The sequence below is a fragment of the Shewanella sp. genome, assembly GCF_048265805.1.
In the GTDB taxonomy this organism is placed as follows: domain Bacteria; phylum Pseudomonadota; class Gammaproteobacteria; order Enterobacterales; family Shewanellaceae; genus Shewanella.
The window spans coordinates 42,895-62,025 of record NZ_JBLXAT010000022.1 but is presented as its reverse complement, the minus strand read 5'-3'; the positions used below and the strand labels follow the sequence as shown (position 1 = coordinate 62,025).

Below are 19,131 nucleotides of genomic sequence, written 5' to 3'. Positions count from 1 at the left end.
ACTGGTGCATCATTGGTGCCAGTGATGGTGATGGTTAACGTGCTGGTGAGTGGCGCGATGCCATCGGTGGCGGTGTAGGTAAATACGGTTTGCGCGGTAGCGCCAGTGGCCAAGGCTTGCGAGGCTGCGCCAGTGGCGGCAAAGCTGTAGCTGCCGTCGCTATTGATGGTCAGCGTACCGTAATCATTAGTGATCACCGTGGCGGTGCCATCCACTACCGCCGTGGCAGTGCCGGTGGTGCCGTTCAAAATACCGCTGACGCTGAGGGTATCGCCATCCACATCGGTATCATTACTCAATACGCCGTCGGCTGCGGCGACCGTCAGCGTGGCGTCTTCATCCACAGCACCCACATCCGGTTGCAGCACTGGTGCATCATTGGTGCCAGTGATGGTGATGGTTAACGTGCTGGTGAGTGGCGCGATGCCATCGGTGGCGGTGTAGGTAAATACGGTTTGCGCGGTAGCGCCAGTGGCCAAGGCTTGCGAGGCTGCGCCAGTGGCGGCAAAGCTGTAGCTGCCGTCGCTATTGATGGTCAGCGTACCGTAATCATTAGTGATCACCGTGGCCGCCCCATCGACCACGGCAGTGGCAGTGCCGGTGGTGCCGTTCAAAATACCGGTGACGCTGAGGGCATCGCCATCCACGTCAGTATCGTTGCTCAACACGCCGTCGGCTGCGGCGACCGTCAGCGTGGCGTCTTCATCCACAGCACCCACATCAGGCGCCAACACTGGGGCATCATTAACTGGGGTCACAACGATGGTCAGTGTGGCGGTATCTCCGGTATTCGTGGTGTAGGTCACTACTGGTACGGTGCCGTTCCAATTTTCTGTTGGCGTGAAAGTGTAGCTGCCGTCGGCGTTAATGGTCAGTGTGCCTGATTCCAGCGTAGCAGTATCGTTGGCGGCGAAGTTGGTGCCATCCACAATAAAATCGGTGACGGTGAGGTCAATACCATCAGCAGTATCATTGGTCAGCACATTGCCTGTTGCGACGCTGTCTTCGTCAATGGTGTTGGTGTCGTTCGCGGTTTGTGCCGCTATTTCATATGGAATTTCATTGGCATCGGTTGGGGTATCGGCAGCCTCAGCAAAGGTGCCAGTGTCGTAGCCTGAGGCGGCCAGCACTTCAGCGCCATCACGGCTCACGTCAACGTAGCCAGAGTCGCCTTGGTTAGCCAAGTTACCGCCTGCTGCGGTTTCTGGCAGGCTAGCGGTTGGATCTTCACCTGAAGCAATAAGTGCTTGTAGCTCTGCAATTTCAGCATCGGTTGCGCCAGTTGGATTAGCTAGATCTGGCTGGCTAGTCGCATTGACTCCGGTGTCATCCAATGTGAGTAGCGCCCCATCTTGGGCAAGCAGTTCTGCACGGGCATTGTCAGCGATGATTAACTGGGCGCCGACGGGAACAATTTCCCCATCACGTAGTGGCCTTGGTTGGCCATTTTCGATGATAGAGATTTGCCCATTAATACCTTTGACTTGACCGCTTTGTTGGATGGTAACTGTGTTCATACTGGCCCCTACTGCTCAGACTCATATCGGTGTGAGTTGAGTTCTTACGATGCTTGTTATGGAAGTGTAAACAACCACTGTGCGTAGCTACGGAATTTACGCAAATAGTAGGTTAATAACTGTGCAAAGTCAATTTTTTGACATTTGGAAAATGCATTTTAAATCAATGGCTTTACATATTTTTCAATAAAATTGACATATTATTTTTGAGAGTTTTTGCTCTAAAAAACAAACTGTGAATAATTTGCCGCGGTTTTATATCTTTTCGCGATAGATGTCACATATTGATAATATGAAATGATGAATTACTGCAGAAAGTTGGTAGGGAGGTGATTACCATCCCTACTGGGAAGGTTAGAGCGCTTGTGCGGCGGCACGATAGGCATCAGCGGCTTGTTGTTGCTGCGCCAGTTGTTCATGGGCGCGCGCTAATGCGAGGTAATTGCTAGGCGAGGGGTCTTGTGCGGCTAATTTCTGTAATGCCGCTAATTGCCGCTGTGGCTCACGTAGCTGTTCATATACCTTAGCCATACAACGTTGGTAGGCAATCCGGTTTTCACATTTGACTTCAATCGACTGTAGCAGCTTCAGCAGTGAGCTATCATCAGCTGAGATGATATTGACGATGGCGTTAAAGACCGCATCGTCGGCATCGTGTTTCACAGGCTTACTCAATAATTTTATCGCTTCATCATGCTGATCGAGCACATGCAGCTGCTCGGCATAAGCGGCAAGCACAGTATCCTGTGCTTTCTCTTGGCGACTAAAGCCCGCCCAACAACGATTAAGTTGTGCTAAGTCTTGCGCGCCAGCTTGCTGAAGTTGCGCCGTGCAGGCGGCGTTGTTGAGCTGCAGGTACTGTTGCTCATCAATGAATTGACGTTTTAACAGCGCTGGCAAAATAGTCCGCAGTGCCGCCCAATCGTGTTGTGCTTGATAAACATCGCGCGCGAGTTTCAGTAACGGCGTTTTACTTTTTGGCGTCGGTTGCAGTTTATCCAGCTCCGCTCTCGCGGCGTTTTCATCACCGCTACGTAGCAGATAACGCGTTCTAGCTGCTGTGACCGCTTCAAATGCTAGCGGTAATTCAGCGGCCTTTTCCAGGTATTCATCACGCTCTTCAGTCTTTAACTGATACTGCGCGGCACGTGCTGCTGCAAGATAGTTAAGCACAGGCAGTTCACCTTGCTCTGCACCTTTACGCATGGCTCGCTCAGCGGCAGGCCAATTTTCTTCCGCCATGGCTAACGCGCCGACCAATGTATGCTTGCGTGCGGCTTTACGGCGCCAGCGTTGCGGCAGATAACGGCTAGACAGGACGACCCTGAGTAATGAGACAACAACCCACTCCACCAGCTGTAGTACGCCGTAGAACAGAATCATCGCTACGATAGCGAAGATGACACTGGTTTCCAGCTGCCAGCCAAGAAAGGAGATATACACGTAACCTTTGTTGCCAACAATCAGCGGGCTGAGCAGGGCACCAGCGAGAATAATGATCAGATAAAACAGCACTCGGATCATGGGGCAACCTCCTCATTCGGTAAAAGGTTGCCATAAGTCACTAGCTGTTTGAGCTGCTTGCTTGCATTAAATTGCTGTACGGTAATGGCATCAAGCTTCAAGCTAGCTAATGCCTCTAAACTCGCCAGCACCTCTTGGGTGTTGCCGTCTTCTAAATCGTAATATTGCTGAATCCATTTACGCGCTAAGGTGATCGATTGGCGATAGTTCAGCTCGTTATATTGATACAGGGCGAGCTGTGCTTGCAGTAACTTATTACGGATATTCTCTTCCAAGTACCACTCTTGCTTACCTGACAGCAGTGGGGTGACATCGGTAGATACTTTACGGATAGTGAAGAAGTCATCCTTTAAGGCGCGCCAAGTTTTAGCAAGGTTGGTGCGCCAGTCACCCAGAGAGGTGGTCACTTGCTGATCTTCAAGCTCTGGCTCATCTTGTTGCTGCAGACGGTTCAGTGGCATCTTCTCTAACTTAGCAATGACGCCATCCAACGCATAAACCGTACCGGCAATATCGGCGTTTTTAATTTCACTCACGGCGGCAATATCTTGGGCGATAGCGCGGCGCAGTGGCATTAATGACGCTTCTTGCATGGCGGCGATACGTTCATCAGCGGCTTGCAACAAACCGACTGCGGTTTGAGGATCTTTCTCTAACCAGAGTTTACGGCCCGCCAAACGCACTAAATATTCTGCTTCAGCCGCCAGCCAGTGGTTGGGATGACGCTGCGCGAGTGCGGCGACTTTAGTGCCAAGCTGCGCTTCTGTTTGCTGCATTTTCTGCAGTGTGTTTTGTGTGTCATCTAGCCGTTGTTGCTGTTGCTGTAACGATTGTCCCAACTGTTGTAGTTGCTGCGTTGGCGCATCTTTGGCTTGCGCGATCAACTGTTCCAGTTGTTGGTTTTGTTGCTGCTGTTGTTGCATCTGCTGATACAACCAAAAGCTAGCCGCAAGTGCGACGGCCGCTAGCACGGTGACCAGCAACAACCCTAGGCGCATCGGCCAAGGAGACCGCTCAGGCTTAGCATCTGTAGCCGCTGTTGTCGTCGTTTGATGTGAGGTTGCCGTTGTTTCCTCGGTCGAGGGTAAGGCGTGTTCTTGTTGTTGCAGTTGTTCAGCTGGCGCTTTCTCGTTGTCCATAAAACCAGTCCTAGAGAATGTGAAAACCGGGGGATAGTTACAGCGACAACGCCGCTAACACAGCCTGATCATTAGCTGCACCAGCGTTGGTTATATAACGGAATCCTGATTTATTGGCTTGCTGTTCCACCCGAATACTGGGCACTATGATATGACATGCCAGCAGCCAAGAGAAATTTTCTTTAGTGACGAGGTTGATTAGGTTAACAAGTGCTTCACCACTGGTGATCACAATAGTATCAACACCGAAATCTCGCCATGCTTGGATTAAAGCTTGATTATCGTACGCGGGGCATTGGCGTTGGTACACTTCGCAGTATTCGACATGTGCGCCGAAATCTTGCAGCTGTTGCGCTAAGGTTTCGCGACCACCGACACCACGTACAATCACCACCCGTTTGCCAGCAACCACCGCAGGTTGCAAGCCGTCTAGGCTAAGGAGCCCTTCGGTTTGCTGGTTATCTTCTGGGGTGCTGTAGGCGTTGATGCCTAACGCGCGCAGGGCTTGGGTTGTGGCTTGGCCTACGGCGTAATACTGTGGTGATGTTGGCCAAACTGGCACACTGGTCTGCGCGAAAGTGACCGCATTGGTGCTGATAAAAATAACGATATCGGCCGCGGCGAGTTGCTGATTAAGCTGCGGCGCAGCGATGGCAGCAACCTGCAGTAGCGGCGTTTCCATAAACGGGATCTCTCGTTGCTTGAGAGATCCTATCATGGTGTCATTTCGGCCCGCAGGCCGAGTTAGCAGTAGCTTCATAAACGGAATTAGTTACCGTAAACCGCCTGCAAAATCGCTTTAGCACCTTTGCCCAGCAGTTCGTCTGCCAAGGCGATACCCAATGCTTCAGCTTCGCTGACTTTGCCGTTGATTTCACCGCGGATCACTTCTGAACCGTCAGGGTTACCCACCAAGCCGCGCAGTAACATGTCGTCACCAGTGATTTCAGCAAATGCGCCAATTGGTACTTGGCAACCGCCTTCCAAACGGGTGTTCATGGCGCGCTCGGCCAGCACACGGTAGCGGGTTTCTTTGTGTTCCAGCGGTGCTAAGAGTGCTTTAACGCGGGCATCATCGCTACGGCATTCAATACCCACCGCGCCTTGGCCGTTAGCTGGCAGTGATTCAGTCGTTTCAATGAAGCTGGTGATGCGTTCTTTTAGCTCTAAACGGATAAGGCCCGCAGCGGCGAGGATAATGGCATCGTATTCGCCCGCATCCAGTTTACTCAGACGGGTTCCCACGTTACCGCGTAAATCTTTAATCACTAAGTCAGGACGGCTTTCACGTAGTTGGCATTGACGACGTAGGCTTGACGTACCAACAACGGCGCCTTGTGGCAGGTCGGCCAGGGTTTTGTATGTATTAGAGACAAACGCATCACGTGGATCTTCCCGTTTGCAGATCACTTCCAAACCTAAGCCTTCTGGAAATTCCACTGGCACATCTTTCATCGAGTGCACTGCGATATCCGCTTGACCTTCGAGCATGGCAACTTCCAGCTCTTTCACAAATAAGCCTTTGCCGCCTACTTTAGCCAGCGGCGTATCCAGAATGATGTCACCTTTAGTGCTCATCGGCAGCAGCTCAACCTGCAGCCCAGGATGAATGCGTTCCAATTCTGCTTTGACAAATTCTGCTTGCCACATGGCGAGCGGACTTTTACGAGTTGCAATGCGAATAAGATTGTCTGACATGCCCGAAATGTTCCGTAAGTAATGTAATGTAAGTAATTGCGGCAATGCTAACATTGCCAGCAACCTATTAGCACGAGCCAACCCGCAATCTTTGCATTTAAGCGGATAACTCCTACGGTAAAAATGTGATGTGTGTCGCAAACGCTTGCTGAATGTGACAAACGTGTTAGGATTAGTCGTTACTTAAGCAAGGAAGTGATTAGTACGAATGATACAGCGCCAGCAGCAATTTTTTGCCTCTGCCGAGCGACTCAATCGAGTACGTCTCGCACGCGCACAAGCGTTATTTTCTCCACTGCAACAGCAGCTTTTCACGCTTATTCCTGTGCTATTGCATTATCATGATGCAAGACTGCCTGGTTATAACAATCCTCATACTCCCCGTGGCATTAGCCAATTTGAGTTGCAACAGCAGCACTCCGACGCCCTTACTAAACTCAAGTTAACGTGTAACGCAGCCACGGCAGTCAAACCACAGCTTGAAGGCGTGTATGTAATGGGCAGTACCGCCAGCTTTGGGCAAAACCCTAAAAGTGATGTTGATGTGTGGTTGGTGCACTCTACGGATATCTCTTGCCAAGAGCAGGAGTTACTGCGCCAGAAAACTGAATTGCTGCACCAGTGGTTTGATGATTTTGATTTTGAAGTGAACTTCTATCTGTTGCAGCCGGAGCATTTTAAATGGCGTCAGCAGCAGGTACAGCAATCCTCATCGGCCGAATGGGAAGTGCTCGGCCAAGAAAACTGTGGCAGCGCGCAACACTGGTTATTGTTGGATGAGTTTTACCGCAGTCATATTCGCCTCGCTGGTAAGCCCGTGGTGTGGTGGCCTGAAGGCGTGCCAGATCCTAAGCAGTTGCTGTATTTGGGCGATATGCGCGAGCTGCCTGCCAGCGAATATTTTGGTGCCTCACTGTGGCAACTTTATAAAGGCTTGGATAAACCGCATAAGGCGTTGCTTAAAGTCTTGTTGTTGGAGGCCTATGCCAGCGAGTATCCGCGAACTCGCTTGGTGTCGGAAGTGGTGTGGAATCTGACTGATGAGGGCAATTTTTCCACCGATAATGACCCGTATCTGCAACTCTATTTCACCATTGAGCGCCATCTCACTCGTCTCGGCGATTTTCGTCGCTTGGAGATTGCTCGCCGCTGTTTCTATCTAAAGTGCGGTATTCGCCTTACTGATCCGCATACTCACCAGGATTGGCGCTTTCATGACTTACGCAAATTGGTGCGGGATTGGGAATGGCCTTACAGCTTGGTAGCAACATTAGATAATTGTCATCAGTGGCATAGTGGTGAGTTGCAGTGGTTTAACGAACAATTAAACCAACTGATGTTGGTGAGCTATCAAACCTTGTTGCGGTTTGCCTCTACGCACCAGTTGAGCAAGAGTTTCAAAATTGAAGACTTGAGCTTGCTGACACGGAAATTACATACCTACTTCAGTGAAGACACACAGCAATTGTTGAAGCTTAACCCGTTGTGGAGCCAGTCGATTGTTGAGCCGCATCTCACCATTGTGAAGAGTGAGTCACCGCAGCCGTGTTCACTCTATCGAGTGAAGCCAACGCCTAAACTGTTTGTGGGGGAGTCGGTTATCTATCAGGCCGATAACATCGCCTCGTTGATTGCTTGGGCGTGCTTAAATGGTGTGGCCGATAAAAATACCCGTTGGCATCTGTATGCCGATTCCGCCCGTCGTAGCCGTTGCTTATCTTATGTGGCGCGGCAGTTAGTGCCACGCTTAACCGACAGCGAGTGGCGCGTTGCCAAGCTCGATTTATGTCAGCCATGGTGTTACCGCCAAGTCATTCTGTTAGTGAATCTGGAGCATGACCCGACACCGCAGTGGTTAGGGCAGGAGATCATGGTGGATCTGTTAGGCATAAATCCATTATCGGTTGGACGCCGACAACAATGTTTGCTGGGAAGCATCCAACTGCTGACGCAAAATTCATGGGGTGAATGGCACAGTTACGCCTTCAATCAGGAACTGGGATTGTTGGAGCTGATCCAGTTTTTAGCGCCAGGGTTAAAACGCTCGGCGGCGAATCTCAACATTGAAGTGTTCAGTGGTTCAGTGAAAGCGCGCACCCAGTTAGCCAGTTCGCTTACGCAACTGTTTCGTCAGTTGCTCAAGCTGATCCATCGGGCGCAGAAGGGCTACTCGTTAGTGCAACCACTACAGATCCGTAATAAGCGTTTTGGCATTTTTGTGGATGATAAGAGCGTATGCTATCGCGATCTCAGCGATGTGACCTCGCTCTATCAACAAGTGGTGCGGGGCAGTTTAGATATTGTTGCCAGCCAAGACGGCGGACAACTGTCGCTTAATACTCTGCCGATAGGGATCCAAAACGTGGCTGTCAAAGGCGTGGTGCAATACTTCTTGCAGCCCAATGGAGAGCAGGTCAATGTACTGGTATTAGATGAGGTCAATGAGTTGCGCCACTATGTGCAGGCGGCAAAAGATGTGAATGAACTGGTCAATCAGGTGTCACAACACTTTGCGTTTGACGATGTGCACGACCTTAAGCAACGCTTTAATTTTCCACAGTTTTTCTTAGTCACGGGCGAGCAACATGCGCCGCATATTGTGCCATTTGGCATGTCATCCTCAATGGCACAATCACAATTCTAACGGCGGTTAGATATCCAGTGTTAAGCCACTGAGTTTGGTAATGGTATCACGTACGAACGGCATAAATTCGCCGCCATTACGTTGATCCAACCATTTGCCATCAACATAAGCAAAGTGAAAACCACCAAAGCGTGAGGCTACCCAAAGCTCATGCAGTGGTTCTTGCTTGTTAATGACCAGCTTAGCGCTGTCACCAAATTCTAGTTGCAGTACATTGCCTGAGGCGTCGATATCAATATCTGCCTCTTGCTCATCAATGGCCTGTTCAATGGCTGCTTCAATCTTTTCAAACATATCATCAGCGAGTTGATGATATTGCGTATCTGTCATAGCCATGCAATATCTGTCCTTTGCTTTCATCAAGATGAATGCGATTATAAGGCCAATGTATTTTCTATGCACAGATGTTGAGTGAAATGAAACGACTTTTATCCCTCATGATGTTGTCCTTGTTACTTGTGGGCTGCGGCCAAAAAGGACCGTTATATAAAACGCCGACTAAAACACCCACTAAGGTGCAAGCCTCAGGAAACACTGCACCGCAGCCGACAGCTCAAGGAGAGTAACGTGGATCACTTTCAGTATCAGGAAAAGCAACTCTTTGCAGAGGAGTGTAGCGTGGCGGAGTTAGCCGCCCAGTATGGCACGCCGTTATATGTTTATTCACGCGCCACGCTTGAGCGCCACTGGCATGCTTTTGACTCTGCGGTAGCAGAGCATCCACACATGATCTGTTACGCAGTAAAGGCCAACTCCAACTTAGCTGTACTTAATTTGCTGGCGCGTATGGGCAGCGGCTTTGATATCGTGTCTGGCGGTGAGTTGGCACGAGTGATCGCCGCCGGTGGTGACCCTGCTAAAGTGGTGTTTTCCGGTGTAGGTAAAACGCCAGCTGAGATGAAGATGGCGCTGGAGCTGGGAATTTACTGCTTTAACGTTGAATCTTTACCTGAGTTAGAAATTCTTAACGATGTGGCCGCCGGTCTTGGCACTATTGCGCCGGTGTCTCTGCGTATCAACCCTGACGTTGATGCTGGTACTCATCCTTATATCTCTACCGGACTGAAAGAAAACAAATTCGGTATCGCCATGGATGATGCGGAAGCGGCCTACGTACGTGCGATGGAACTACCGTATTTGCAAGTTAAAGGCGCGGATTGCCATATTGGTTCACAGTTGACCGAACTCAAACCGTTCCTCGATGCGATGGACCGTATGCTGGCGTTGATTGACCGTTTGGCCGAGCGCGGGATTGAGATTTCGCATCTCGATGTTGGCGGTGGTCTTGGTGTGCCATACAACGGCGAAACACCACCAGAGCCAAGTGCTTATGCCAGCGCGTTGTTAGAACGCTTAGGCGACCGTAAACTGACGCTGATTTTTGAACCTGGCCGTGCCATTGCTGCCAACGCCGGTATTTTTGTCACCGAAGTGCTATTCCTCAAAGAAAACGCCGATAAGAACTTTGCTGTTGTTGATGGCGCGATGAACGACTTGATCCGCCCATCACTGTATAGCGCGTACCAACAAATTATTCCGGTACGTAAGCACAGCCGTGCCCCCGCGATGTATGATGTGGTTGGCCCCGTGTGCGAAACTGGTGATTTCCTCGGTAAGTCGCGTGAATTGACCGTACGAGCGGGAGATTTACTGGCGGTGCGCTCTAGCGGTGCTTACGGTTTTGCTATGTCGTCCAACTACAATACCCGACCTCGTGCGGCGGAAGTGATGGTTGATGGTGCACTGCACTATCTGGTGCGTGAGCGAGAAAAACTCGCGCAGCTGTGGCAAGGTGAGACCTTACTGCCATAAACTGGCGTAAACTCAATTTTTGTTTGTGGCGTTCAAGGAGTTATCTTGATTCAGTTCACCAAAATGCATGGGCTAGGCAACGATTTTATGGTCGTCGATGCTGTCACGCAGAATGTATTTTTCTCACCTGAGCAGATCCGTCGCTTGGCGGATCGCAACTTCGGTATCGGTTTTGATCAACTATTATTGGTTGAGCCGCCTTATGATCCAGACCTCGATTTTCATTACCGCATCTTCAATGCTGATGGTAGTGAAGTGGAACAGTGTGGCAACGGCGCGCGCTGTTTCGCCCGGTTTGTGAAAAACAAAGGCCTGACGCAAAAGTACAAAATTCGCGTGAGTACCTCAGCTGGTAAGATGTTGCTGAAACTGGAAAAAAACGGCAGTGTCACGGTGAATATGGGCGTGCCGATCCTTGAGCCAAACGCCGTGCCATTTAAAGCCAAAAAGGTGGAAAAAACCTACTTGCTGCCGTCACAAAGCCAGACATTTCTTTGCGGTGTTGTGTCGATGGGCAATCCCCACTGCGTGATTGAAGTGGATGATGTGGCTACTACAGATGTTGATACCATTGGTGCCGAGCTAACAAACCACGAGCGCTTTCCTAAGGGGGTCAACGTGGGTTTTATGCAGGTGATGAACCCTGAACACATTAAGTTGCGGGTGTATGAACGCGGTGCCGCTGAAACCTTAGCATGTGGTAGTGGTGCTTGCGCCGCTGCCGCGGTTGGGCAGTTGCAAGGCAAACTCGGTAAAACCGTACAGGTCGATCTACCCGGTGGTTCGCTGACGATAGCGTGGGAAGGAGAAGGGCGTCCGTTGTATATGACGGGGCCAGCAGAACATGTTTACGACGGTCAAATACAGTTATGACAGAAGCCAATACTCGACTCAACCCGCCATTTGATGAGCAGATTATTCGCGAATATCTGCTCGATAATCCCGATTTCTTCAACCGCTTTCCAGAGCTGTTACTGGCGATGAAAGTGCCACATGTTGAACGGGGTGCCGTGTCTTTGGTGGAGCGCCGCCAAGAGTTGCTCCGTCAACGTGTTGGGCAGTTGGAAGAAGAGATCACTGCATTGATGACCATGGCCACGCAAAACGAACGGATATTCCGCTTTAACTTGCAACTGTGCCAAAAATTGCTCGACTGTGAAGACATTGGTGAGCTGCGCCAAAGTTTGACCCATGAGCTAAAACAGGAATTTGGCTTTAGCCATGTGCGCTTGATTACCGTGCATGATATCGACTCTGATCTCTCGGTAATTTGGCGTAATCGTTTGGCTGATGGCTACTATTTCGGACGACTCACCCATCATGAATCGATGCGTCTGTTCGGCGCCGATGTTGGCTCAGTGTCGCTGGCTCGTTTGTCAGACGAGGCCGGCCAAGTCATTTTTGCTATTGCTAGCGGCGATGCCACGCACTTCCATCCAGAGATGGACTGCATGTTACTAGAGCAGATCCGCCAGTTGTTGGACCATATGATCCCTAAGTTGTAACGCATGACAGAGTTAACGGCATCACCTTGGCTAGATAAATTCGCGCGCTTCCTCAGTGCCGAGCGCCAGTTGTCCCGTTATACCGTGCGCAACTATCTCAATGAGCTGCACCGAGTGGGCGCTTTGTTGCCCGCGGCCAATTGGCAAAGCGTTAGCCACGAGCAGCTTAAGGCGGCACTCGCTAAACTGCACCGCCAAGGGCTAAGCCCGCGCAGTTTGTCGCTGTGTTTATCAGCACAAAAGCAATTTTTTGAATACTTACTGCGCGAGCAGCAAATAGCCGCTAATCCAGCGGTGCAGTTATCGGCGCCAAAGCAAGGTAAACCGCTGCCAAAAAATCTCGATGCTGACAGCATCGACCACCTGCTTGATATTGACGTGACTGATCCCATCTCTGCACGAGATAAGGCATTGATGGAGCTGTTTTACTCCTCTGGGTTGCGTCTCGCCGAGCTGGCGTCACTGAATGTGAATGATATCGATTTAAAAGCGGCTGAGTTAAAAGTGGTGGGTAAGGGCAGTAAAGAACGGCTGTTACCGGTCGGCTCAGTGGCGATTGCCGCCATCGAACAGTGGCTTAACTATCGTGCCACTATGCCGCAGCATGATGAAGCCTTATTTATTAGCCAACGTGGCGGACGTTTGTCCCATCGTGGCATTCAAGCGCGCTTGAGTTACTGGGGACAACAGCAGCTGTTGGCTGCGAAAGTACATCCCCATAAACTGCGGCACTCATTTGCGACCCATCTATTAGAGGCCAGTGGTGATCTACGTGCTGTCCAAGAACTGCTAGGACATGCCAATTTGGCAACGACACAAATCTATACCAGTCTCGACTTTCAACATCTGGCCAAAGTGTATGATGGAGCCCATCCGCGCGCCCGCAAAAGGAAAAATTAATGCAGTGTTTCCAGAAGTTGCGTCATGTTGCCGCCATCAGTTTTGATTTAGATGACACCCTCTACGATAACCACCCAGTACTGCTGACGGCCGAGCAAGTATTGCAAGCGTGGCTACTGGAGCATTTCCCGCGCACCGCGCAGTGGCGCCAAGTGCAATGGCGTGCCTGTAAGCTTGAACAGTTACGGCTGCAGCCTACATTGATACACGACACCTCAGCGGCGCGTCTGGCGACGTTAACCGCGGGCCTATTAGCGTGTGGCTATGATGTCACAAGTGCGACCAATGGCGCACAGCAAGGCTTGGCGGTGTTTTATCGCGAGCGTAGTCGTTTTAGTGTGGCGCCTGAGGTCATCGAACTGCTGCTGGCACTGCAACAACGTTATCCATTGATTGGCATCACCAACGGTAATGTTGACCATCAGCAAATAGGTTTAGCTGGCGTGTTTGAACGGGTGATTCATCCGGGGCATGGTGTACGGATGAAACCCTATCGCGATATGTTTGATATGGCGGCAGAACAACTCAATATTCCGCTGTCACAGTTACTGCATGTGGGCGATAACCCGGTGACAGATGTTGACGGTGCTCGCCGTGCTGGTGCGCAAGCTGTGTGGCTTACTCCTGCTTATGGCCGAGCAACGGCGGTGATCAGTGGACAACGCTTACCTCACTGGCGCATCAGCCAAATTGGTCAATTACATCCTTTATTGCTAGGTGCTGTGGGTTGAGAATAACTACACGGCGCACCATCAGCCTTGCCTCAATCACGCTCTATCTACTGCAAAAACAACCAGAAAAGGTCAACAGCCTCTAGGTTAATAACCGCATTAGCGCGACGTTTTTCCCTCAGTTGTTAACAAAAATTAAAGTTACAACTTCTTGTAATCCTTTGCTGTTATTTTGTATACGAAATGAGTATTATCATTCCTATAACAAATGGAGTTATAATTTAACTCTTAAATAACGTTTGTGAGGGAGCGTTAGTGATTTTGCGTTTGCTCGTGTTGCTGTCAGCGTTAATGACCCTACCTGTGTTGGCAGGTCCTTTGTCCGGAGATGATAGTTTCGGCGCGGGCTTGTTGCACCCACTTTTCGGTATCGACCACCTGTTAGTTGCCCTCAGTGTCGGCATGATGTGTGCGATGTCGACAAAACGTTTTATTTACCTGATCCCTATTGGTTTTCTGTTCTTTTTGAGCTTGGGCGGTATTGCGGGCTTACTGCATATGGCTTTTCCCATGGTGAGTTTAGTGGTGGCCGCTTCGGTGGTTGCTGTCGGCAGTTTGATCGCGTTGAATCGCGACTTCCCAGTATCCTTTGTCATGGCATTTGTTGGCTTATTGGCGCTGTTCCATGGCTATGAAAACGGTTCTCAGCTAGTTAATTTAGACAACGTTGTCCTCTACAGCATGGGTTTCGTGGTGGGCACCATTTTGCTGTTACTGTTGGGCGTGTTTATTGGCCGTGCCATTGTGCATTTTGATCAGCATCATCGCTGGCTGCGCTACACTGGCAGTGCTATCGCGGTGTTTGGCAGCTATTTAGTGGTTACTGTGTTGGTCGTCTAATCTGCCGTCGTTACGGCGGTTATCTGTTGGCGGTGTTCCCGCTTTTTCCACTTATTAGTAATATTTTTATTGAGTTAGCTGTGCAAAAATGTGAATAGTATACCGTTTACATTTTTGCTCTACGCAGCTTGGGGGTGATTTACTCAGTGACAATGCGTGGTGCGGTGAGCCATTCATCTGAGGAGTCAGCCATGTCTATCGTGGTCAAAACCCTGTCCGAACAAGCTTATGAAATTATCCGCGAACGGATTTTAACGCATGAGATTTTGCCGTCGAAACCGCTTAGGCAGGATGCGCTGTCACAAGATTTAGGCGTGAGCAAGATTCCGCTGCGCGAAGCGCTAACCCGTTTAGAGCAAGATGGTTTACTCAGCTCTCATCCTAATCGGGGCTTTATGGTGCGGCCGTTGACGATTGCCGAAGCCGAAGATGTGTTCCACTTGCGCGGCTTATTGGAACCGGAAGCCGCCGCCACGGCTTGCCTACAAGCCAGCAGCGAAGAACGCGCCAATGTGACCCGCATATTCCAGCAGTTTGACGGGTTATCGGTGACTCAAGGAGCACAAGCGGTGACGATTAACCGTGAATTCCATCTCGCCATGATCCGCCCGCTCAAACGCGAAGTGAGTTTGAGGATGATTGAAAAGCTGCATTTCCTGTCGGAACGCTATGTGCGTATGCACCTAGAGCCGCCGCAGCGCGAGCAAAGCGCCTACAACGCCCATTTACAGATCTATGAAGCGTGGATGGCGGCAGATGCGACCGCGGTCAAAGCGTTGCTGTTTGAGCATAATGCCAATACGTTGGCTGACTTATGCCAGCAAATTCCGAATGAACCTGCTGACGATTGATGCTCACGCTTCACATTAGCCGACTTGGGCGCTGTTAGCGCTTTGCTGTCATTAGAAACACCGAATAATGGCGTTGATGTTTGAGTACGATGCTGGCGTCGATGAGCTGAATATCAACAAAGCCTGCTAGGCGGGCGCGTTGGGCGAGTTGTTCGCGGTCAAAACCGAGGTGGTGTACGCCAGTATCATCTTCATGAAAACTGCCATCTTCACTATCCAGATCGGCAATGGCGATAAAGCCGCCGTCGTGCAGTAATTGGCGCAGTTTAGCCAGCATGGCATCAATATCTTGAATATGATGCAGGGTCATCGAGGAGATGATGCCATCAAACTGCATCGGCAAATCATCGGTCTCCAGATTGATAGGTTTAATGGTGACATCGCAGGCGAGTTGCGCCTGCTTAGCGGCCAGTTGCTGATTCATCGACGCGGACACATCCACTGCGGTGATATGACTGACCCGCGGCGCAATGCGTTCCAGCAGTAGCCCAGTACCAGAGCCAAAGTCCATTAAACGCATGTCGGACGTTAGCTCACATTGCGCCATAATCGCCGCGGCGATATTGCCAACGTTGTCGATGCGGTGAGGGTCTTGCTCGTAACTTCCCGCTTTATGCTGAAAAAAATCTTTGCTCATAACTGACATTCTTCCTTGAGGCTGAGCTGCCATCATCTGGCTTCAAACAGCATAATTCAAGCCCGTTCCGGCGATGATGATTAATCGTCATCATCGGCCGATTTTTGGCTCCATGGCAGTGAGCCGATCCCCACGCCTAATAGCATACCTAGGCTAATTCCTAATGGAATGTGCTTAATCGCAATACCGAAGAGGAAGCCCACAACAAAGCCTACGGCAATATTAAACGTCAAGTTTTCATCGCGTCTGTTTTGACTCATCTTGCCCTCGCTTGGCGTGAAATGACTGCCCGCTGACAGTGGTATGCGAATGAATGACGTCCGTGTGTACTCCAAGGTTGAGAACATTCTGTTCAGGTTCACTCTAAGTGTAGCAAGCAAATTAGCGTTTCATGCTGCAACATGAAATTGACTCATTATGGTGTTGAATAAAACTCGCTTAACAGTAGACGTCTAGATGTCTATCTTTGTCGGCATAGATTATTTGACTGAGTTGAGTTCCCGTTATGGCTAATCCGTTAATTGCGCCTTTCCGTGCCGATGTTGTTGGCAGCTATCTGCGTCCTGAGTATCTCCAACACGCGCGTCGTCAGTTCGCTGCGGGTGACATTACCCAAGCTGAGTTAACTGCTGTAGAAGATAAAGCGATCACTGAGTTGGTGGCGCAACAAAAGGCGGCGGGGTTGCAAGTGATTACCGATGGCGAGTTTCGTCGTAGTTGGTGGCATCTCGATTTCATGTGGGGTCTTAACGGGGTGGAGAAAACCACCATTGATCAGGGTTACACCTTCAACGGTATTCAGACTCGGCCAGAAAGCTGCCAATTGACCGGCAAAATTAGCGGCGACAATCATCCGTTTATTGAGCATTTTAAATTTATTGTCCAACTGGCGGGCGAGGGGTATCTACCGCGCCTGACGATTCCTGCTCCAGCGCAGTTTTTGCGTGAGCTACAACGTCCAGTAAACCTTGAGCAGACGCAGCGTATCTATCCAGATCTACAGCAACTGATTGCCGATATCGCCAAGGCGTATCAAACCGTGATTGCAGAAGTGTACGCCGCGGGTTGCCGTAACTTGCAGTTAGATGATTGTACGTGGGGCATTTTGACCGACCCGAACATTGGCGCGCACACGACAGGTTGCGGCTGTGGTAGTGATCATCAAGCGTATGAAGAACAACTCGATGGCTTGCTGAAAACGCTGCTGCAAGTGAACAACGCCGCCTTTGCTGATGCTCCAGCAGACCTAGTGCTGACAACCCACGTGTGTCGCGGCAACTATCGCTCAACGTGGAGTGCCAGTGGCGGCTATGCACCAGTGGCTGATACCTTGTTTGCTAAGCAAGACGTTGATGCGTTTTATCTGGAATATGATACCGACCGCGCCGGTGACTTTGCGCCGCTAGCCAAGTTGGCAGCGGGTAAGAAAGTGGTGTTGGGGCTGATTACCTCAAAATCTGCCGCACTCGAAAGTGCCGACGAACTGGTGGCACGCATTCATGAAGCGGCGCAATATGTACCACTAGACAACCTGTATCTCAGCACCCAATGCGGTTTTGCCTCAACCGAAGAGGGCAACAGCCTGACGGAAGCGGAGCAGTGGGCTAAGATTGCGCTGGTGAAACAAGTCGCTGAGCAAGTGTGGGGCTAAGCCCGTAGCTCCATTTTGCCGCAAAAAAAACGCCTCTGGGAAGGCGTTTTTGCTTGCTGGGTTATCATTCACCGGAATGATATTATTTCCTAATATCCTGTTATTTCAGGTTATTAGGGAAATCCTTTGGTAATTCACTGGCGGCGCAGTTAATCACGTCTTCATTGTTTTCGCCGCAGTCACGGACAAAGGTGATGGTGGCGAATTCGTCAATCACTTCCGTTGGGTACGCAGGCCCCGCATCGCGGTAGGCATTCATCTGCGCAATGTGGTCGTTTTGGAAACACACGGTTTTTTGTGGATCGTTGATGATCCAACGGGGGAAGAAGATCGTACCGTGGAATACTTTGTCTGCCAAATTGACGATTAAGCTAACATCGGTGCCAGTTGGCTCAGTCCAAGAGATTTTATAAACATCGCTGGCAACGCGTACCAGATAGATTTTTTGGTCTCTGACCCAACGATTACCAACAATGCCACTGTGAATGCGGTAGTCCATGGTGGTGGCATTTTTCACATAAATTTCGTAGTTCCAGCCATTGTCATAGGTATACACCAGATGTTTGCCTACTAGACCGCTTACATCATTTTTATCAAACATGTTCATTACCTCTTATGTGCTGTTCATTTAACTTGTGCTTAGCTTAATCATTTCGTATTTTTATAAAAAACGTAATTTTTAAATAAAATACATCAAGAATTTTTATATGTTTAAGACCAGTATTGAGCAATGGCAGTTACTTGCAGCAGTGATAGAGCACGGCAGTATCGCCAGTGCCGCCCAGCACCATCACCGCAGCCAACCTGCGGTGAGTTATCAGCTAAATCAGTTACAGCAGCGTTTGGGCGTTGAGCTGTTGCAACTACAGGGGCGCCGTTTGGTATTGACCGAGGCGGGCTCGGCGCTGCTGGCACAGGCGCAGTTACTGCTTAACAGCTTTCGTGATCTGGAGCAGCGCGCTGAAGCGATTCATGCAGGGCGGCGAGCCGTGGTTAATCTGGTGGTGGACAGTATGTTTCCACAAACGTGGTTATTTGCTGGGCTGAAGGCGTTTCACCAGCAATATAAGCAGACCCAAGTGCACGTGAAGGAATCGGTCAAAGATGAAGGGATCTTGCAGCTACAGCAGCAAGCGGGTGATTTGTATTTGATCAGCTTGCCGCCAACCAGTGCGCTAGAGAAACAGTTTGTGATGGATGTGCAGTTTATCTGTGTGGCGCATAGTCAACATCCGTTGCTGCAAGTCGCGCAGGAGCTGCGTCGTTCGCAATTAGCGAGTTATCCAATGATCCAAGTGGTGGATAAGCAGAGTCAGCAGCTTAGCCAACAGTATCCGGCTGCGCAGGAATCTTGGTATTTCACGTCGATTGATGCAGCGATCGGGGCCGTGGTAAATCAACTCGGTTTTGGCTGGTTGCCGCAGCAGCAAGTAGCGCCGTTATTGGCTGATGGAACATTGGCTAGCATTGGCATGAACAGCCGCTCAACTCCCCTGTATTTTGTGCGCGATGATAGCAGCCGTCATGATCCAACCGTGCAAGCCTTGAGCAAAGCGCTGCAACAGCAAATTGATAGTCACTTGCACTCATTGGCTTAAGCAAAGCTTATATTTCCATCTATTTATTGCGTTGAATCTATCGATATAAACCCTTTGTTATTCGATTATCCGAGGCATATGCTG

The 19,131-nt window shown here is 50.2% G+C and carries 20 protein-coding genes; 11 read left to right on the top strand and 9 right to left on the bottom strand.

The features are described from left to right. The 5 genes from ACN0TT_RS14975 to hemC form a co-directional block, all read right to left on the bottom strand. Positions 1–1,517 (bottom strand): retention module-containing protein (locus ACN0TT_RS14975; RefSeq protein ID WP_417762955.1); only part of this gene is annotated, 1,517 nt, incomplete at its 3' end. A 354-nt stretch (positions 1,518–1,871) separates the two neighbouring features. After that, complete coding sequence (locus tag ACN0TT_RS14970; protein ID WP_417762954.1) at positions 1,872–3,041, bottom strand: heme biosynthesis HemY N-terminal domain-containing protein; 1,170 nt, start codon at positions 3,039–3,041, stop codon at positions 1,872–1,874. Next, on the bottom strand, positions 3,038–4,180 hold the full coding sequence (locus ACN0TT_RS14965) for a uroporphyrinogen-III C-methyltransferase (RefSeq protein ID WP_417762953.1): 1,143 nt from the start codon (positions 4,178–4,180) through the stop codon (positions 3,038–3,040). Before ACN0TT_RS14965 ends, ACN0TT_RS14970 begins: the two co-directional genes overlap by 4 nt. A gap of 37 nt (positions 4,181–4,217) precedes the next feature. Further along, the gene (locus tag ACN0TT_RS14960) at positions 4,218–4,940 is read right to left on the bottom strand and encodes a uroporphyrinogen-III synthase (protein WP_417762952.1); all 723 of its coding nucleotides are present in this window, start codon (positions 4,938–4,940) and stop codon (positions 4,218–4,220) included. An 8-nt stretch (positions 4,941–4,948) separates the two neighbouring features. Beyond that, positions 4,949–5,878: a hydroxymethylbilane synthase gene (hemC, locus tag ACN0TT_RS14955; RefSeq protein WP_417762951.1), complete on the bottom strand. Its 930-nt coding sequence runs from the start codon at positions 5,876–5,878 to the stop codon at positions 4,949–4,951. A gap of 208 nt (positions 5,879–6,086) precedes the next feature. Here hemC and ACN0TT_RS14950 point away from each other — a divergent pair, with 208 nt between their 5' ends. Continuing rightward, positions 6,087–8,522 carry a class I adenylate cyclase gene (locus tag ACN0TT_RS14950; protein WP_417762950.1) on the top strand — a complete coding sequence of 812 codons (2,436 nt, stop codon included), beginning with the start codon at positions 6,087–6,089 and terminating at the stop codon, positions 8,520–8,522. Positions 8,523–8,528: 6 nt separating this feature from the next. On the opposite strand, the gene cyaY is transcribed toward ACN0TT_RS14950, so the two are convergent. Beyond that, complete coding sequence (gene cyaY / locus ACN0TT_RS14945) at positions 8,529–8,858, bottom strand: iron donor protein CyaY (RefSeq protein WP_417762949.1); 330 nt, start codon at positions 8,856–8,858, stop codon at positions 8,529–8,531. Between the two features lie 68 nt (positions 8,859–8,926). Between cyaY and lptM the strand changes: the two genes are divergently transcribed. From lptM to ACN0TT_RS14905, 8 genes are all read left to right on the top strand, one after another. Beyond that, complete coding sequence (gene lptM, locus ACN0TT_RS14940; RefSeq protein WP_417762948.1) at positions 8,927–9,088, top strand: LPS translocon maturation chaperone LptM; 162 nt, start codon at positions 8,927–8,929, stop codon at positions 9,086–9,088. Between the two features lies 1 nt (position 9,089). Beyond that, positions 9,090–10,334, top strand: coding sequence for a diaminopimelate decarboxylase (gene lysA, locus ACN0TT_RS14935; RefSeq protein ID WP_417762947.1), 1,245 nt, complete (start codon positions 9,090–9,092; stop codon positions 10,332–10,334). 45 nt (positions 10,335–10,379) lie between these two features. Further along, entirely contained in the window at positions 10,380–11,207 is an 828-nt protein-coding gene (gene dapF, locus ACN0TT_RS14930) for a diaminopimelate epimerase (RefSeq protein WP_417762946.1), read from the top strand. Beyond that, entirely contained in the window at positions 11,204–11,839 is a 636-nt protein-coding gene (locus ACN0TT_RS14925) for a DUF484 family protein (protein ID WP_417762945.1), read from the top strand. Before dapF ends, ACN0TT_RS14925 begins: the two co-directional genes overlap by 4 nt. A gap of 3 nt (positions 11,840–11,842) precedes the next feature. Next, on the top strand, positions 11,843–12,739 hold the full coding sequence (xerC, locus tag ACN0TT_RS14920; RefSeq protein WP_417762944.1) for a tyrosine recombinase XerC: 897 nt from the start codon (positions 11,843–11,845) through the stop codon (positions 12,737–12,739). Beyond that, positions 12,739–13,470 (top strand): HAD-IA family hydrolase, encoded by a 732-nt coding sequence (locus ACN0TT_RS14915; protein WP_417762943.1) that lies wholly within the window; start codon positions 12,739–12,741, stop codon positions 13,468–13,470. Before xerC ends, ACN0TT_RS14915 begins: the two co-directional genes overlap by 1 nt. A gap of 255 nt (positions 13,471–13,725) precedes the next feature. Then, positions 13,726–14,310, top strand: a complete 585-nt coding sequence (locus ACN0TT_RS14910; RefSeq protein ID WP_417762942.1) for a HupE/UreJ family protein — start codon at positions 13,726–13,728, stop codon at positions 14,308–14,310. A 191-nt stretch (positions 14,311–14,501) separates the two neighbouring features. Then, entirely contained in the window at positions 14,502–15,161 is a 660-nt protein-coding gene (locus ACN0TT_RS14905) for a GntR family transcriptional regulator (RefSeq protein ID WP_417762941.1), read from the top strand. Between the two features lie 34 nt (positions 15,162–15,195). Here ACN0TT_RS14905 and ACN0TT_RS14900 read toward each other — a convergent pair whose 3' ends face one another. Together ACN0TT_RS14900 and ACN0TT_RS14895 are read right to left on the bottom strand one after the other, a co-directional pair. Continuing rightward, positions 15,196–15,798, bottom strand: a complete 603-nt coding sequence (locus tag ACN0TT_RS14900; protein WP_417762940.1) for a class I SAM-dependent DNA methyltransferase — start codon at positions 15,796–15,798, stop codon at positions 15,196–15,198. 80 nt (positions 15,799–15,878) lie between these two features. After that, positions 15,879–16,058: a hypothetical protein gene (locus tag ACN0TT_RS14895; protein WP_417762939.1), complete on the bottom strand. Its 180-nt coding sequence runs from the start codon at positions 16,056–16,058 to the stop codon at positions 15,879–15,881. A 245-nt stretch (positions 16,059–16,303) separates the two neighbouring features. On the opposite strand from ACN0TT_RS14895, the gene ACN0TT_RS14890 reads away from it, so the two are divergent. After that, the gene (locus ACN0TT_RS14890) at positions 16,304–17,449 is read left to right on the top strand and encodes a 5-methyltetrahydropteroyltriglutamate--homocysteine S-methyltransferase (protein ID WP_417762938.1); all 1,146 of its coding nucleotides are present in this window, start codon (positions 16,304–16,306) and stop codon (positions 17,447–17,449) included. A gap of 100 nt (positions 17,450–17,549) precedes the next feature. Here the strand turns inward: ACN0TT_RS14890 and ACN0TT_RS14885 are convergent, their stop codons facing one another. Continuing rightward, entirely contained in the window at positions 17,550–18,050 is a 501-nt protein-coding gene (locus tag ACN0TT_RS14885; protein ID WP_417762937.1) for a phenolic acid decarboxylase, read from the bottom strand. Positions 18,051–18,156: 106 nt separating this feature from the next. Here ACN0TT_RS14885 and ACN0TT_RS14880 point away from each other — a divergent pair, with 106 nt between their 5' ends. Then, on the top strand, positions 18,157–19,047 hold the full coding sequence (locus ACN0TT_RS14880) for a LysR family transcriptional regulator (protein WP_417762936.1): 891 nt from the start codon (positions 18,157–18,159) through the stop codon (positions 19,045–19,047). The last annotated feature ends 84 nt before the right edge of the window (positions 19,048–19,131 follow it).